Origin of the sequence: Arthrobacter sp. SIMBA_036 (genome assembly GCF_046535135.1) — a bacterium.
In the GTDB taxonomy this organism is placed as follows: Bacteria; Actinomycetota; Actinomycetes; order Actinomycetales; family Micrococcaceae; genus Arthrobacter.
Genome location: NZ_JAWRXG010000011.1, coordinates 1 through 16,431, shown reverse-complemented (window position 1 = coordinate 16,431; position 16,431 = coordinate 1). Strand labels below are relative to the sequence as shown.

The window sequence follows — 16,431 nt, the reverse complement described above, 5'->3', positions numbered from 1 at the left end:
GCATGCGAGGCTTCTTGGGCATGGGCCCACAACAGGTTTCAGCTTTTGACCGGTTCCTGGTCCGGGCGGTGTCCCGCCAGCCCCAGGGCAGCCACGATGTTTTCTTCCGCAGGCTTTCCTCGTCCGCGACCAAGAGCAAGCTGTGGTTCGGCATAGCAGGCGCCATGGCAACCATCCCTGGCACGCCGAGGAGGGCTGCCGTGCATGGCCTGCTTTCCTTGGCTGTTGCTTCCGGGGTGACCAACCTCGTGTTCAAGACGCTGTTGCCCCGTCGGCGTCCCCATCCGGACATTCTTCCGACCTTTCGTTTCGTCAATCCACAGCCCTCGAGCTCCTCCATGCCCTCCGGCCACTCGGCATCAGCTGTGGCGTTCGCCGTTGGTGCTGGCATGGTCTCTCCAGCGTTAGGAGCGGCCCTAGTGCCCGTGGCCGCGGGAGTTGCGTACTCGCGAGTGCATACTGGCGCGCACTGGCCCACTGACGTTGTCCTGGGGTCGGCGATCGGGGTGGGCGCGGCGCTCCTAACACGCAACTGGTGGCCGGCCCGGCCTGCTGAACCCAGTCCGCGGCGTACTCCTGCCGAAGCACCAGCCATTGCCGACGGCGAGGGGCTGGCCATCGCCGTCAACGTGCTTGGCGGCTCCTACACGCCCGAAACCAGTGAGCTGCTCCTCAAAGTATTCCCCAAGGCGTATATTCATGAGATCGGTGAAGATAAGGATGTCGCTGCGGAAATAGATGCCGCGGCTACCCGGACCGGGATTGTGGCGCTTGGCGTGTGGGGCGGTGACGGAACGGTGGGCGCTGCCGCCGCTGCCGCCGTCGAGCATTCACTCCCGCTCCTTGTCCTCCCGGGGGGAACCCTCAACCATTTCGCCCGCGACCTTGGCACCAGTTCCATCGATGACGCTATCGAGGCCGTCACCAATGGCCATGCCGCGTCCGTCGACCTGGGACATGTAGTGGTGCAACGCGGGCTCCCCGATTCGCCCGAGACGCTTGAGTTGGCCATGCTGAACACGGCCAGCATCGGTTTGTATCCCAACCTTGTGCGCCGTCGGGAGAAGCTTGAACTGGCCCTGGGTAAACCGCTCGCCGGAGTCCTTGCGTCACTGCGGACCTTCGCCACGAGTTCGCCCACGACCCTCCTGGTTGACGGTGTGAAGCACACGCTCTGGATTCTTTACATGGGCCGTGGCCGGTTCTACCCCAGCGACCACGCTCCCCTGCGGCGTCCGGTACTCGACGACGGCGTCTTTGACCTGCGCATGATTACGCGGATGAACCGTTTGCCCGTGCACGGCTCCTGTGGTCCGTACTGACGGGCACCGTCGCCTCGTCGAAGGTCACGCACCTCACCGAAGCAACCAGGGTGGTTGTGGAAGCGATCGGCGAACCACTGGTCTTGGCGGTCGACGGCGAACCCAAGCCCGGCGTGCGGAGCGCGGAGTTCATCGTCAGGCCACGGCAGCTCACGGTGTACTCGCCCCTTCCTGTCACGGAGTAGAACCGCCACTCAGGGTCATCCATGAGGACTACCCTGGGTGGCCCATGAATCATCCCTGGGACAGGCGATTTCCGGGCTCCTCGTGACTAGCGTGGTGAGTACAGTAAAAACTCATCTGCACGCACTGTGCTCCGAGGAGGGAACGCTTCCATGATCGAAGCAAGAGGCCTATCAAAGGTCTATGGCGCGAAGACCGCCGTCGACGGTGTCAGTTTCACCGTCCAAGCCGGCCGGGTGACAGGCTTCCTTGGCCCGAACGGCGCAGGTAAATCCACTACGATGCGCATGATCATGGGCTTGGACCGGCCCACCTCGGGGGATGTGAAGGTCAACGGTCGGCACTATTCCGAGCACAGGGATCCCCTGCACCAGGTAGGTGCCCTGCTCGATGCCAAGGCAGTTCACACGGGCCGCAGTGCCTACAACCACCTGCTCGCCATGGCTGCGACGCACAACATACCTACCTCACGGGTGCATGAGGTCATCGAAATGACCGGCCTCGGCGCCGTCGCAAAGAAGAAAGCCGGCGGGTTTTCACTCGGTATGGGACAACGGCTCGGCATCGCAGCAGCGTTGCTGGGCGACCCCCAGACGTTGATCCTGGATGAGCCTGTCAACGGGCTGGATCCCGAAGGCGTCCTCTGGGTCCGCAACTTGGTCCGCTACCTCGCCAGCCAAGGTAAGACCGTTTTCCTGTCGTCGCACCTGATGAGTGAAATGTCGCAAACCGCGGATCACCTGATTGTCATCGGTCGTGGCAAAATCATCGCGGACGCGCCGGTCAAGGACATCATCGCCGGTGCGCAGCAGGCGAAGGTCCTGGTGCGGACGTCCGCGACGAGCCACCTGTCGTCGCTGCTGGTAGGCGACGGCGTCCGGGTGGACCAAAGCGAGACTGAAACCCTCGAGGTTACCGGGTTGCAGGCGCGCCAGATTGCGCAGATTGCGCTCGACAACCAGGTCCTGGTCTATGAACTGACGCCTCAGGTGTCGTCCCTTGAGGACGCCTACTTCAATCTCACCAAGGACGAAGTCGAGTACCACTCGCATGTGTCCGGTGAACCCGCACTCGCCGCTGCACCGGAAGGAAAGTAAGCACCATGAGCACCACTACTGAGAACCGTGCAGGCGTGCCAACACGCTCCTCCGCAGGCACCGGCGGGGTGACCTTTGGCGGCGTCGTAAAGTCCGAGTGGATCAAGCTCCGCTCGCTGACATCGACGCAGATCCTCCTTATTCTGACGCTCGTGGCCACCGTGGGAATCGGGGCGCTGGCCGTCCTGATCCGTTACTCCTTCATCAACCAGATAGCGCAACGTGCCAAGGAGGCGGGCCAGACCGTCACTCCGGAGCTGTTGACGAGTGCATTCCCCAAGGGCTCGGGGTTTGAGCTCTACAACCTGCCTAACGCGGGCCTGCAGATCGGCACCTTGGTGTTGGGATCCCTCGCCGTGCTGTTTATCTCCTCGGAGTACGCCACCGGCATGATCCGTTCCACCATGAATGCGGTTCCCAAAAGAATTCCCGCATTTTTGGCGAAGGCACTCCTCCTGGTGGTGGTTTCCTACGTTATCACCACCATTGCGGCATTCCTGACTTTCCTCATTGCCATGCCGGTCTTCCGTGGCTACAACCTGGACCTGACATGGTCCACCGACGGCGTGATGTACAGCATTTTCACCGGTGGCCTCTACGTTGCCGGAGTTGCCCTGATCGGGCTCTCGCTCGGGGCTTTGCTGCGCAACAGCGCGGGTGGGGTCACAGTGCTGGTCGCGCTGTTCTTTGTTCTCTCGATCGCTTCCGGATTCCTTTCATTGGTCCCGGGGGATTTCTGGAAGTACGTTCCCCAGTACATCCCCAGCGAGGCCGGCGGCCGGTTCCTGGCCATTGGACACGTGGACGGCGTCATTGACCCCTGGCAGGGAGGCCTCATCTTCCTCGGCTACGTCCTCCTGTTCCTGATTCCGGCTCTGCTGGTTATCAAGAAGCGGGACGTCTAGGCAGGGCAGCCCGTCTAGGCTCGTTCCATGAGTGAAGCTCCACTGCAGAAGGACGCGGCGGCCATGACGGTCGACGCGTCCTTCGCTGAAATTACCCAACGCCGCAGGGGCCGGATCCGGCGGTACTTCTACCAGCACCCCCGCGCCATGAACGCCGTCGTGGTCCTTTGCTACCTGCTTTTGGCCTTGCCCACCATCATCGCTTCGATTGGCGAAGGCAAGTGGTTGGTGGTTGCGTTGCTCCTGCTGATTGCTACAGCGTTGGTCTTCCGGCGCGAGCTCCCCGTCCAGGTGGTGCTGGCCGTCGCGCTTTTGGAAGTGGCCGCGACGATCCTCAACCCGTGGGGCTCCAACGTTTCGGCAGGACTGTGGTTCGCGCTTTATGCGATGGCGGCCACGAAGCCAAGGGCCTCGGCATTGGCAATTTTTGTCGGTGCGAGCTTGCCGCTAAGCCTTCTTTACCTGTTCATGTGGACGAGTCCGTCCAACGCCGGGACACTCCAGGACGTCCCGGAAAATTTTCACCTGATCAACAACATCGCCACCGCGGTGACCATCATGCTCTCGAACCTACTGGCAACGGGCATCGGGATCTCTGTCCGGCAGCGCAGGGAGCATGAAGCCGAAATCGCCGCCTGGGCCGCCAGGACCACGCAACTCGGCAAGGTCACCGAACGGAACCGGATAGCGCGGGAAATGCACGACGTCGTGGCCCACTCGCTCACCGTGATGATCAGTCTTTCCGACGGCGCCGCGGTTGTGGTCAAGAAAGACCCGGACCGTGCCGGACTGGTTCTGGGCGAGTTGTCCCGGACAGGCAGGGCAGCCTTGGCGGACATGCGCCGGGTCCTCGGGGTGTTGCGCGACGATACCGGCAAGCCCGCGCCCCTGACCCCGCTCGCTTCGGGGCTGGACCTGGCCAAGCTCCTGGAGGGATTCCGTACTGCAGGCCTTCCGCTGCACTACGCACACATGGGCCCGGCCCTCCCAGCGGATCCCGCATTGGAGCTGACCGTTTACAGGATCGTGCAGGAGTCCCTGACCAACGTGCTGCGGTACGGCCGGTCCCTGGGCCGAGTGGATGTACACGTTACCCGCGACGGCGATTTGGTCACCATAGACGTGCTCGACGACGGCCGCGGCACCCGGGATGCGTCCGCCGATCCCGCAGGCGGGATGGCTAGCCTCGGCGGCCTGGGCTCGGGGCAGGGGATCGCGGGGATGCGGGAACGCGCTGGAATCTATGCCGGAACGGTTACTGCCGGGCCGGGCAAACGGGGAGGCTGGGCGGTCCACGCTGAGCTGCTCTGGAATGGTGAAAAGGGGGAATCGTGATCGAAAGCAGGATCAAGGTGTTGTTGGTGGATGACCAACCGCTGCTACGCATGGGGTTTCGCCTCATTCTTGAGGGCGAGGAAGACCTCACCGTGGTCGGGGAAGCCTCGGATGGAGCCGAAGCTGTCCGCCAAGTAGAGTCGCTTCAGCCCGACGTCGTACTGATGGACGTCCGGATGCCAACGATGGACGGCATTGAGGCCACGCGCCGAATTGCGGATTTATCCTCGGAAGCACGGGTCATCATCCTCACCACGTTCGACCTTGACGAATACGCGTTCAGCGGCCTGCAGGCTGGCGCGTCCGCCTTCCTGCTCAAGGACGTCGCGCCCGCCGAACTCGTGCAGGCGGTGCGGGTGGTGGCCAGTGGCGACGCCGTCGTGGCCCCTCGCGTGACCCAACGGCTCTTGGAGACGTATGTCCGGGGAGGTTCGGTGCCGGGTAACCCGCAGACGCCGCCCAGGGATCCCCTTCTTGATGGCCTGACGCCGAGGGAAACGGAGATCCTTACGACCATCGCTGAAGGCCTGTCCAATGCGGAAATCGCGCACAAGTTCTTCCTCTCCGAGGCGACTGTGAAGACCCATGTCCGCCGGATTCTGAGCAAATTGCAACTGCGCGATAGGGTCCAGGTCGTGGTGTACGCCTACGAAACAGGCCTTGTGGTGCCCAGCAATCCGGACTACTGACGATAGATCCGGCTCGGATACGTACTCGGTGTAATCGTGTGCAACATATGCATTAATAAATGTCTTTAATGACCACGGCTGAGAACTTTGTGTTACCTTCGTCACTACAGACGCCCTTTTAGGCAGCCACACCCCGGATGTCCCAGGCGTACCGTCAGCATCTGTCACACAACGGAGACATCACATGGATTCTTCAACCTCTTCAGCCCCTTTGGAACTGCAACATGAACCTGACACCCTAGCGACCAACGCGGCGCCGGCGCCCGAAACCGGCCTTCGCCGGTCAATGGGTGCCCGCCACCTCGTGATGATCGCGATGGGCGGGGTGATCGGCTCCGGATTGTTCCTGAGCTCCGGATACACCATTTCCCAGGCCGGCCCCCTGGGTGCGGTCATCGCCTACCTTATCGGGGCGTTCGTGGTCTATCTGGTGATGGCATGCCTTGGGGAGCTGGCCATTGCCTACCCAGTGTCCGGAGCATTCCATATCTACGCGTCACGTTCCATTGGACCCGCAACCGGTTTCGCCACTGCATGGCTCTACTGGCTGTGCTGGGCCGTTGCAATCGGCTCCGAATTCACAGCCTCCGGATTGCTCATGCAACGCTGGTTTCCGGGCGTGGACGTCTGGGTTTGGTGTGCCGTGTTTGCCGTGGTTCTCTTCGGCCTCAACGCGGTGTCGTCACGGTTTTTCGGTGAGTCGGAGTTCTGGTTCTCGATTGTCAAGGTCGGTGCAATTATTGCCCTCATCGTGTTCGGCGGAGCGGCTGTCCTGGGCTTCCACCCGCTCTCGGAATCGGCCCATCACCCGTTCCTTTTCGAAAACTTCAACACGTCGGGCGGTTTGTTCCCCAACGGCCTTGGCGGCGTCCTTGTAACAACCCTCGCTGTCTTCTATGCCTTCTCCGGATCAGAACTCATCGGTGTCGCGGCCGGCGAAACGGCAGACCCTGCACGGAACATTCCCAAAGCCATGCGCAGCACCGTTGTTCGGCTTCTCATCTTCTTCGTCGGCGCAATTGCAGTGATCGCAGCTACGGTGCCTTTCGACCAGGTGGGTCTGGACGAGAGTCCCTTCGTGACGGTCTTCTCCTCGGTGGGGATACCTTTCGCAGGGGACATCATGAACTTCGTCATCATCACCGCGCTTCTGTCCGCCGGCAATAGCGGGCTGTTCTCCTGTGCGCGCATGCTCTACTCCTTGGCGGATGAGGGCCAAGCGCCCAAAGCCCTCAAAAAGCTGACACGCCGCGGAATACCCCTGGCTGCGCTCTCCGTGAGCATGCTCGGCGGGTTGGCTTCCTTGATCAGCAGCATTGTTGCCCCGGAAACCGTGTACCTCGCCCTCGTCTCCGTTGCAGGTTTCGCAGTGGTGGGGGTTTGGATGTCGATCACCGCATCGCACTTCTTCCATCGCCGTCAGTTCGTCCGCAACGGCGGTCGAGTCAGCGACCTTGCCTACAAGGCCCCACTCTTTCCGCTGGTACCGATTCTTGCATTCGCCTTGTGCTTCATCTCCCTCATAGGCATTGCCATGGACCCAAACCAGGTAGCTGCTTTGTACTTTGGGGTACCGTTCGTTGGCGCGTGCTATGCGTTCTTCCACTTCCGCTATGGCCGCAGGGCGCAGGTTGGCTGAACATTCGTAGGTTGGCTGGGCACCCGTAGGTTTGGCGGCATGTCAGAATGGCCGAAGCGCTTTTCGGAAGGAGCCGTTTCTTGGAGGGATCACCCGAGGCGTCCTCGTTGGCTCAGGGCCTTCGCCTCGTTCGGATGGTAACGGACCGCGAAAAGCAGGGACGCCAGCTTTTAGGTGTTTCCCAGCTGGCGGCGGAGCTGGACATGGAGCAGAGCCGCGTTTCGCGGTTGGCACAGGAGCTTTGCGATCTGGGACTGCTGGAACGGGTGGAGCGAGGTCCTTTCCGGACAGGCCCCCGGTTCTTCAGTTTGGCCGCCTCGCTCAATGTCGGCTGGGTCCGGGAATCAGCGGCTGAGATGGAGGCGCTGGTATCTACCTTTGGCCTGAGATCCCGGCTCTCTGTTCGCGAGGGTGTCCGGGTCCTCCTGCTGCGCTCTTCCACCAACAATTCAGTACTGGGCGGGTTCGCCAAACCGGGCATGGTCACGCCGGTTTGGTGCACCGGCTCGGGGCGTGCGCTCTTGTGGGACCACTCCCGGGCCCAGCTCGACTCCCTCCTCAGGGACGTCAACTTCATCGGCGTCGGCGGCCCTGCGGCGGCCCACTCAGTCACTGAGGTCAGTGACCTTATGGACCGGGATCGGCCGAGGGGACTCGTTCTGGCGGCGGAAGAATTCGAGCATGACGTATGGGAAGCCGCCGTCCCGATTCGGAATCCCGCCGGCAGCGTCGTGGCTGCCATCAGCGTTTTGGGTGGGCGGACCAGTATTGAGAAAGCCGAAGTGGACATCGCCGGTGCCCTGCACGCCGCTGCCCTACGGCTGGGTGCTGGGTAGCGTTCGGGAACCTACTGCCTCCCGGAATCATCCGTCCCGGGCCCAGCAGAAGGCGTCGCCGACATTCCGGCCACGCGTTCGATCATTGCGAGACCCGCCGGGGTGCCGGGCCAGTGCTTCTCCAATGGTCCGGCACCCGCTTTGCGGATGACCGAGCGCAGCACGAGGGCCACGATGACGACGTCGTCGGCGTATCCGAGTACGGGCAGGAAATCCGGAACCAGGTCAATCGGTGAGGCGAGATAGACCAGCAGGAGGATCAGGCGGATGCGGATGCCGTGTGGCAGTGTCCTATCAGCAGTCAACCGGCGCAACAGGATGAGGAGGTCGGGAAGCAACCGGAGTGCTTCCCTCATGCCTACTGTCTCCGGGTGCCGCCGGGCGTAAATGGCCAGCAGGACCAGTAGGACGGCGTAGATCAGCGCAACGCCACCGATGATAGCGATCACCGGTTCCCACCAGTTCATGCCGTCGCTTCCCCGGGCGCCCCGGGTTCGGGCTTCAAAGCGTGCATAGCCTCGCGAACGGCGTAGTACACGATGACCAACCCAGCCAGCGGGTCCGCCCACCACCACCCGAACCATGCGTTGAGGACCAACCCGATGAGGACCGCGCCGGATAGGCAGGCATCGATCAGGGTGATCTTGCCTTCCGCTCTCAGCACCGGGTTGCCCATGACACGGCCCGTGCGGATCTTTCCCCAAGCCAAGCCCAGCATCACTACGAGTGTCAGTGCCGTCCATCCAATGCCCAAGGCCGAGCCGGAAGGCCGGACACCACTGGCGATCACAATGACCAACTGGACCACTAAGTATGCGGCAAGCACCGCGAACGCTACTCCGATCAAGCGCATCGCCCGCGCCTCACGGTCAGCATGGACACCGTTAAGCTGCCACACCACTACTACGGAGGCGAAGACCTCAATCAGGGAATCCAGGCCGAATCCGGCGAGGGCCGGCGAGGAGGCACCGACGGCGGCCACGGCCAGGATGCCCAACCCGATCACGTTCCAGCCAAGGGTGGCATATTCAAGGGCCAACCCGCGACGCAACAAGCGGTTGCTCTCCAAGGTGGCACCCTTTCCGTCAGTCATCACCACAAATCCCTCTTTCCCTACCGTAGGTTATGACATCTTGCTTCATGGCAAAGGGCAAAGATTCACGTGGGCGACTCCTGTCATTCAGCTCATCCCAATAGTCTCGTCCCGGTATCGGACAACGATGAGGAGAGTTTCATGCGTTCAATGACTAGAGTCGCCATAGCAACGGTCGGGGCCGCGCTACTGTCCGCGACGCTGCTGGCCCCGCCCGCCCTTGCAGCCAACGACGGCGGCCCGTCGGGACAGCCGAACGGGAACGGACACCAAGGCAACACGGATGGGTTCAGCTTCGGAGTGATCGGGGACGTGCCGTATGGTGCCGCCGAAATCCAAGCGTTCCCTTCCTACATCCAGGATCTCAACGCGCACAAGGAACTGAGCTTCGTCGCCCACGTAGGTGACATCAAGAACGGGTCTTCCCAGTGCACAGACCAGTACTTCGACGCCATCAAAAGCAACTTTGACAGCTTCACGGCCCCGCTTGTCTACACTCCGGGGGACAACGAATGGACAGATTGCCATCGCCCGAACAACGGAGCCTACAACCCCCTAGAAAGGCTGGCCAAGGTCCGGGAAACCTTCTTTCCCAAGCCCGGCGTCACGCTTGGCGCACCGATGCAGGTGAAGTCGCAAGCCAAGGAGGGCTTCCCCGAGAACGTCAGCTTCCGCAAGCACGAGGTTGCCTTCACAGCCGTCAATATCCCCGGCAGCGACAACTCGATGTTGCCTTGGACGGGCCTTGGTCAAACCCAGCCCACCGCCGCCCAAGTGAGTGAGGTTCAGACGCGGACCCGGGCCGACATCGAGGAGTTGAGGGACACCTTCCGCACCGCACGAAACAACGGTGACCGTGCCGTCGTCGTGATGACTCAGGCGGATATGTTCGACCCTACGGTCGCTGCCCCGAGCCAGGCGGACTTTGGCGCTTTCAAGCCCCTGGTGCAGACCCTGATCGAGGAATCGAACTCCTTCGGAGGGCCGGTCTACCTAATCAATGGAGACAGCCACGTCTATAACCAGGACCACCCTTTGGCGGCCGGCTCGTCGTGGTTGTCCTTTTATGGCCAAGCCACGGCAGCGAAGAACCTGACCCGGGTCACGGTGGACGGCTCCAACAATGCCAAGGACTGGCTGAAAGTCACCGTGAATCCCGGTGACTCATCAAACGTCATTTCGTTCGATCGCGTTCCGTTCACGCACCCGGCTTCCTAGCGCTGCTCAACTCCCGAAAATAACCGGACTGGTATCTGCTGGTCCCCCAACAGTTGATTCGAGCCAATCCCGCCAGGAGTTCAGTACGACGGCGTGGCTCTCCCTAAGTGGCTCCATGCGGGACTTAGGGCCGACGATCTGTATCGCGGCGGCAACCTCGCCCTTGAAATCCCGGATGGGAGCGGCGAGGGAATACAGGCCGGGTTCGGCTTCCTCGTCAACTATGGAGTAGCCACGGGCGCGGGAGGTCCTGAGGCGGTCCAGGAAGTCATCCACGGAGCGGGGGGTGTTGGGTCCATGCTTCAGGAACTCCACGGATTCGAAGACTTTGCGGACCTCGTGGTCGGGCGTATCCCATAGCAGGGCCTGGCCGGCGTCGCTGCAGTAGGCAGGGTAGGGGCGTCCCAGCCAGGAACCCACGAGGTTGGCACTCGCGGGAACATGCTCGGCGATGGTCACGGTGCTGTTTCCGCTGAGCACTCCCAAAAAGCAGGCCTCGTTGGTTTCGGTGGCCAAGCCCTCCAGCGCGGTGAGGCCGTCGGTCCGGAGCCGTTGCTCCGTAACGAGCTGGGCGTCCGTCAGGATGGACCAATCCAAGCTGTAGTTCCGCTGGTCATTACGGGCCAGGAAGCCCTCCAGCTGGGCACCCTTGAGGCTCCTTGACACTTGGCTGCGGTCTTTATCCAGCTGGGCCGCGATGTCGGCGACCGAACCGCCGTCGTACCCTTGGGCATGACGGGCCCCGAGGGCGAGGATGGCCATCATCCCGCGGCCCATGCTGGAGGTCTTTGACATGGCTCGATTCTAGCCACACCCATCCCGCGTCAGTGGATCGCGAAGACCCTGGCCGGAAAGCCGCTGCCTCCCAACGGTTTGGCCCACGTGGCGATGATGATCGCGCCTGCCTCTGGAACACCGTCCAGATTAGCCAGGAGTTCGATCTGCCACTTTCCTTGGGCGAGCACGTAGGTTTCCAGGCTGAAGTCCTGCCGGGAGGTCGCGATGCCGGGATCGGTATCGGTCTGCTCATGACCCACGGCGGACACGTGCCGGGTTTCGATCAAGTACTTGAGAACCTCGTGCGACCAGCCAGGAGTATGGCTGATACCCGCTGCATCCTTGTTTGCCATCGCCTCGGGGTCCGGCCACCGCCGGCTCCATCCTGTGCGAAGTGCCACGAACGAACCCTCGGGGATGTCCCCGTTCCGGGCTTCCCAACCCTGCACGTCCGCAAGGGTGGGCGTCGCATCAGGATCAGCGTCCACGCGTTGGCTGATATCGATGACTACCAAGGGCAGCAGCATCTGTTCGACCGGAATGTTGTCCAGGGTCAAGCCGCCCCGGATGAAGTGCGACGGCGGATCGACGTGGGTGCCCCACTGCCCCACGATCGAGTACCGATGGGCTGTGAAGCCGTCACCCTTCTCCATGTCGAAGAGGGCTTCTCGGGTTTCGTCGGGGAATGCCGCGAACCGTGGCTGGCCCGGGTGGAACGCATGGGTGAGGTCTGTGTACGTCCGGCCCTTCAATAGCGCCGCCAAGTCAGCCCACAACCGGGGAGACGTGCCCTGCATCAGGCCACCCGGCTTTCGACAGCCGGCATGTCGACAGCCGGTGCCTCAACGCCGGTGGAGACGCTGATGGGTCCGGAAATTTCGATAACCGGAACTTCCCATGGATGAATGCGGACAATCTGTTGGATCATGTCCTGGACCTCTGCCTCGCTCATGGCGTAGTCAAAGTACGTTGTGAAAACGAACGTTGGGGAAATGGTTCGTTGCCCCACCAACCCCAAGGTGGGGTTGGCGCCTTCGGCAACGGTGAAGCCTTCGAACCCGGCGGAGGACTCAAAAACATGGTGGTAGTTGCCGAAACCGCCCAACTCAGGGATGTCCGCGAGAGTTTGCAGCAGCAAAGCAATCCCGGCGTCGGCTTCCAACGCCGTGAGGTTGCCACCGGCCAGCTGCGTCATCGTTCCAACCTCGATGGGCCAATGGATGCGGAGCTTGCGGACTTGTTTTAGTTCAATGTTCATGAGGAGCCTTCCGAGATGAGCTGCTGGCGCTATCGTGGCACATTGTGATGGGCATTACAAGCATATGGAAATGTTCATACTGCACATACGTGACGATTGAGGTGCCTTAGACCATGCGCGGCTAGACTCGGTGAATGTCTTCGAATGCCTCCGCAGCAGATGCCCACATCCAGGACCTCGGCGCGTATGTGGCGGCGTCGCCGTCGAGCTTCCACGCTGTCCACGAAGCTGCCCGCAGGCTGGATGCCGCCGGATTCACACGCTTGGACGAGTTGGAACCGTGGGCCGGCGGGGCCGGCAAGTTCTACATTGTCCGGGACGGTGCGCTGGTAGCGTGGCTGACCCCCGAAGGCGCAGGACCAACCACCGGTTTCAACATTTTGGGTGCCCACACCGATTCGCCCTCCTTCAAACTCAAGCCCAAACCCACCACTGCCAAGTTCGGCTGGCTTCAGGCCGGCGTCGACGTCTATGGCGGCCCACTCCTGAACTCGTGGCTGGACCGGGAGCTCCAGCTTGCCGGCCGCCTGGTCCTACTTGACGGCACCGAGCACCTCACCGCCACTGGACCGCTCCTCCGCTTCCCGCAACTGGCCATCCACTTGGACCGGGGAGTCAATGACAACGGATTGCTGCTGTCAAAGCAGCAACACATGAACCCCATCTTCGGCCAGGCCGGGGATGAAGGTGCCGATGGGGCGGATCTGCTGGCGGTGCTCGCCGATCGCGTTCAAGGCGCCACTGTGGATCCGGCCCGGATCGCCGGGTACGACGTCGTAGTGGCAGACACGCAGGCCCCCGCGGTTTTCGGGGCCAACAGCGAGTTCTTTGCGTCCGGGCGCCTGGACAACCTCTCCTCGACCCATGCCGGGCTGGTCGCCTTGATCGCGCATGCCGCAACCGAACCAACCAGCGGGCCCATCGCAGTACTGGCAGCTTTCGACCACGAGGAGCTCGGCTCGAATTCCCGCTCCGGCGCCTGCGGGCCTATTCTCGAGGACATTTTGACGCGCGTCTCGGACGGCCTTGGTGCATCCGTGAGCGAGCGGCGGCGGGCCCTTGCGGCGTCGTTCTGCGTGTCAGCGGATGCCGGTCATGCTGTCCATCCGAACTATCCCGAGAGGCACGATCCCGTGAACCGCCCGGTTCTCAACGGCGGGCCGTTGCTGAAGATCAACGCCAACCAGCGCTACGCCACTGATGCCCCGGGCGCGGCTGTCTGGGCCAAGCTTTGCGAAGCGGCCGGCGTGCCGTACCAAGAGTTCGTCTCCAATAACGATCTGCCCTGCGGCTCTACGATCGGGCCGCTGACCGCCACCCGTTTGGGTATTCGAACAGTCGACGTCGGCGTTCCGCTCCTGTCGATGCATTCGGCGCGCGAACTTTGCGGAGTTCGGGATCCACGGTTCCTGACCGACGTCCTTGAGGTGTTCTTCCGCGCAGGCGCCTGAGGCAAAGCATCAAGCACTCGCTTCAGGGCGGGGATGTCGATTCCCCTGATGAAACACCTGTTTCCTAAAATCATACTTTTTGTGCGGGCGTGCCAATTCGAGCACAGGCAAAATGTTTGGTCGCACAGTACCCGCTCGGTCCCGGCACGTTAGCGTGATCTAGTCATGTGGCCCGTGGCACACCACTGTGGCCTACCTCAAACCTAAAGGACGGCGCCAATCCATGCACGCTGACCAACAGCTTTCCAAGTCCCTGAAGCCGCGGCACCTCTCCATGATCGCCATCGCCGGCGTGATCGGTGCAGGGCTTTTCGTCGGCTCCGGCGCTGCCATCCAGCAAGCCGGCCCGGGGATCCTCGTTGCCTACCTCGCTGCCGGCCTGGTTGTCATCCTCGTGATGCGCATGCTGGGCGAGATGGCTGCAGCCAACCCGGAAACCGGCTCATTCTCCACCTACGCAGACAAAGCCTTGGGCGGCTGGGCAGGTTTTAGTATCGGCTGGCTCTATGCCTGGTTCTGGATCATTGTTCTTGGCATCGAGGCCACTGCGGGTGCGGCCATCATGCACCGCTGGGTTCCCGGCGTGGATCAGTGGGTTTGGGCGCTGCTGCTGATGGTCCTCCTGACACTGACCAACCTTGGATCCGTGAAATCCTACGGCGAGTTCGAGTTCTGGTTCGCCTCCATCAAGGTCACGGCAATCGTCATCTTCCTCCTCGCCGGGATCGCGGCCATCCTCGGCCTCATCCCAGGCGTTCCGGCGCCCGGCGTCAGCAACCTCCTGGATAAGGGCGGCTTCATGCCCAGCGGTCCGGGAGCGGTGCTCGCCGGCATCCTCGTGGTGGTTTTCTCCTTCTTCGGCGCGGAAATCGCCACCATCGCGGCCGGTGAATCCGAGAACCCCGTGGACGCCGTCAAAAAGGCCGTGAAGTCCACTGTTTGGCGCATCCTGATCTTCTACATCGGTTCGATCGCCATTGTGGTGACGCTACTGCCGTGGAACAGCGCTTCCGTGGCCAAGAGCCCCTATGTGGCCGTCATTGAGCTCTACGGAATCCCGGGAGCCGGCACCATCATGGACATCGTTGTCCTGACCTCGGTGCTCTCCTGCCTGAACTCGGGTCTCTACACTGCCAGCCGCATGCTGTTCTCCCTCTCCCAGCGCGGTGACGCGCCCAAGTCGTGGATGAAGATCTCCAAGCGCGGCGTTCCGGCTGCAGCGGTGTTGGCTTCCACCGTGGTTGGGTTCATCACGGTGGGCCTGAACTACATTGCGCCGGACACAGTGTTCTTGTTCCTGGTGAACACCTCCGGTGCCATTGCGCTGTTCGTGTGGCTCGTCATCGCCGTCTCCCAGCTCATCCTCCGCAGGCGCATGGGAGCCGCTGCCGAGCAACTTGAACTCAAGATGTGGCTCTTCCCGTACCTCACCTGGATCTCCATCGGCAGCATCGTGGCGCTCATCATCGGGATGATCATTATTGAATCCACGCGGGAATCCCTGTTCCTCTCGCTGGCGCTGGCTGCCGTGGTGGTCGTCATCGGCGTCGTGCGGTACCGCCGCCGGAACAGCCGCTTGGACACCGGTGCGGGCAGCACCGAAACCGAGCGCGCAGGGGTCGGCGCAGGGCCGACGTCGTAATCCCTGGCACCAACCGCCTAACCCAGCAGCCGCCGTCGAACGTTCGACGGCGGCTGCCGGGTTTTTGGTTGTCAGCGGACTTGCCGGACGGCTACTGGGCCAGTCCGATGACCAAGTTGATGGTGACGGCGAGGATTACCGTGCCGAAGAGGTAGGACAGCAAGCCATGCTTCATGGCTTCGGCTCGGATCCGATGATTTTCCAAGTTGGTGTCCGACACCTGGTAAGTCATGCCAAGGCTGGTGGCCAAGTAGGCGAAATCGGTGTACTGCGGTGGCCTGTCCTGGTTGAAGCTGATGCCGCCTGGCTTCCCGCCGGCGCTTTTATTCGAACTGTAGTAAAGCTCGGCGTACCGGAGGGTGAAAAGCGTCTGGACGAGCATCCAGGAAAGGGCTACACACACCAAAGCCAGAACGGCCGCGTACACGCGGCTGTTCGAGCCGTCGATATGTGAGTTGACGATCACGGCGGCGGCCGCGGCAATGCTGGCAAGGTTAGCTATCAGTATCAGGAGGTCCGTAGCTGCGCGGGACGGATCCTCGGAGGTCGCGTGGAGGCGGGTTTCGTCAGGGTCCATGCGCGCGATGACGAGCCACACCCACACTACGTAGATCAGCGCGGCCACCGCCCAACCCACCGCGGGGGCGTCCACCCAGCCCCACAACACTCCGGCGGCAACGAAGGCTGCCGCTCCGGCCACCAACATAATGACCAACCGCAACCGGCTGCGTCTCTCTCTGACGTTGTTCATTTATTCACCCTAACCATTTCGGGGTGGTAGATACGCGCGCCCCGCGCTGCCCGCACCATGCCCGTCCCAGGGTACCGAACTCCCGAATCTGTGGATTGCCGCTCTTCGTGTTAGTGTCTTTGCTGCTGTCGAGGAGAAAATGAAACACGCTTCTCCTGACCACCTGCGCGGGTGGCGGAATGGCAGACGCGCTAGCTTGAGGTGCTAGTCCTCGAAAGGGGGTGGGGGTTCAAGT

The 16,431-nt window shown here is 62.1% G+C and carries 15 protein-coding genes and 1 pseudogene; 10 read left to right on the top strand and 6 right to left on the bottom strand.

Translation table 11 applies throughout. The features are described 5' to 3' along the window. The first annotated feature begins 2 nt into the window (after positions 1-2). The 7 genes and pseudogenes from SB659_RS15080 (at position 3) to SB659_RS15050 (ending at position 8,006) form a co-directional block, all read left to right on the top strand. Positions 3-1,507 (top strand): annotated as a pseudogene (locus SB659_RS15080) (bifunctional phosphatase PAP2/diacylglycerol kinase family protein). A 150-nt stretch (positions 1,508-1,657) separates the two neighbouring features. Then, positions 1,658-2,602: an ABC transporter ATP-binding protein gene (locus tag SB659_RS15075; protein ID WP_284978599.1), complete on the top strand. Its 945-nt coding sequence runs from the start codon at positions 1,658-1,660 to the stop codon at positions 2,600-2,602. Between the two features lie 5 nt (positions 2,603-2,607). Continuing rightward, positions 2,608-3,507, top strand: a complete 900-nt coding sequence (locus tag SB659_RS15070) for an ABC transporter permease (RefSeq protein WP_284976964.1) — start codon at positions 2,608-2,610, stop codon at positions 3,505-3,507. Positions 3,508-3,534: 27 nt separating this feature from the next. Further along, on the top strand, positions 3,535-4,842 hold the full coding sequence (locus SB659_RS15065) for a sensor histidine kinase (RefSeq protein ID WP_284978598.1): 1,308 nt from the start codon (positions 3,535-3,537) through the stop codon (positions 4,840-4,842). Continuing rightward, positions 4,839-5,531, top strand: a complete 693-nt coding sequence (locus SB659_RS15060; protein WP_284978597.1) for a response regulator — start codon at positions 4,839-4,841, stop codon at positions 5,529-5,531. Before SB659_RS15065 ends, SB659_RS15060 begins: the two co-directional genes overlap by 4 nt. Positions 5,532-5,715: 184 nt before the next feature. Then, on the top strand, positions 5,716-7,170 hold the full coding sequence (locus SB659_RS15055; RefSeq protein ID WP_410550935.1) for an amino acid permease: 1,455 nt from the start codon (positions 5,716-5,718) through the stop codon (positions 7,168-7,170). Between the two features lie 80 nt (positions 7,171-7,250). Beyond that, the gene (locus SB659_RS15050; protein ID WP_284978595.1) at positions 7,251-8,006 is read left to right on the top strand and encodes an IclR family transcriptional regulator; all 756 of its coding nucleotides are present in this window, start codon (positions 7,251-7,253) and stop codon (positions 8,004-8,006) included. Between the two features lie 11 nt (positions 8,007-8,017). On the opposite strand, the gene SB659_RS15045 is transcribed toward SB659_RS15050, so the two are convergent. Next, on the bottom strand, positions 8,018-8,473 hold the full coding sequence (locus SB659_RS15045; RefSeq protein WP_410550934.1) for a YkvA family protein: 456 nt from the start codon (positions 8,471-8,473) through the stop codon (positions 8,018-8,020). Further along, complete coding sequence (locus tag SB659_RS15040) at positions 8,470-9,099, bottom strand: cation transporter (RefSeq protein WP_410550933.1); 630 nt, start codon at positions 9,097-9,099, stop codon at positions 8,470-8,472. The genes SB659_RS15045 and SB659_RS15040 overlap by 4 nt, the downstream gene beginning before the upstream one ends. A 141-nt stretch (positions 9,100-9,240) precedes the next feature. Here SB659_RS15040 and SB659_RS15035 point away from each other — a divergent pair, with 141 nt between their 5' ends. After that, the gene (locus SB659_RS15035) at positions 9,241-10,317 is read left to right on the top strand and encodes a hypothetical protein (RefSeq protein WP_410550932.1); all 1,077 of its coding nucleotides are present in this window, start codon (positions 9,241-9,243) and stop codon (positions 10,315-10,317) included. A 6-nt stretch (positions 10,318-10,323) separates the two neighbouring features. Here the strand turns inward: SB659_RS15035 and SB659_RS15030 are convergent, their stop codons facing one another. Genes SB659_RS15030 through SB659_RS15020 form a run of 3 tightly spaced genes read right to left on the bottom strand, consistent with a single transcriptional unit; the run spans position 10,324 to position 12,352 of the window. Next, positions 10,324-11,112, bottom strand: coding sequence for an IclR family transcriptional regulator (locus SB659_RS15030; RefSeq protein ID WP_410550931.1), 789 nt, complete (start codon positions 11,110-11,112; stop codon positions 10,324-10,326). 29 nt (positions 11,113-11,141) lie between these two features. Beyond that, on the bottom strand, positions 11,142-11,891 hold the full coding sequence (locus SB659_RS15025; RefSeq protein ID WP_410550930.1) for a cyclase family protein: 750 nt from the start codon (positions 11,889-11,891) through the stop codon (positions 11,142-11,144). After that, positions 11,891-12,352 carry a hypothetical protein gene (locus SB659_RS15020; protein WP_410550929.1) on the bottom strand — a complete coding sequence of 154 codons (462 nt, stop codon included), beginning with the start codon at positions 12,350-12,352 and terminating at the stop codon, positions 11,891-11,893. The genes SB659_RS15025 and SB659_RS15020 overlap by 1 nt, the downstream gene beginning before the upstream one ends. 134 nt (positions 12,353-12,486) lie before the next feature. Between SB659_RS15020 and SB659_RS15015 the strand changes: the two genes are divergently transcribed. Beyond that, a complete protein-coding gene (locus tag SB659_RS15015) occupies positions 12,487-13,803 on the top strand; it encodes a M18 family aminopeptidase (RefSeq protein WP_410550928.1) in 1,317 nt (438 codons plus the stop codon). A gap of 223 nt (positions 13,804-14,026) precedes the next feature. Further along, positions 14,027-15,445: an amino acid permease gene (locus tag SB659_RS15010; RefSeq protein ID WP_410550927.1), complete on the top strand. Its 1,419-nt coding sequence runs from the start codon at positions 14,027-14,029 to the stop codon at positions 15,443-15,445. Positions 15,446-15,536: 91 nt separating this feature from the next. On the opposite strand, the gene SB659_RS15005 is transcribed toward SB659_RS15010, so the two are convergent. After that, entirely contained in the window at positions 15,537-16,196 is a 660-nt protein-coding gene (locus SB659_RS15005) for a DUF1345 domain-containing protein (RefSeq protein ID WP_410550926.1), read from the bottom strand. Between the last annotated feature and the right edge of the window lie 235 nt (positions 16,197-16,431).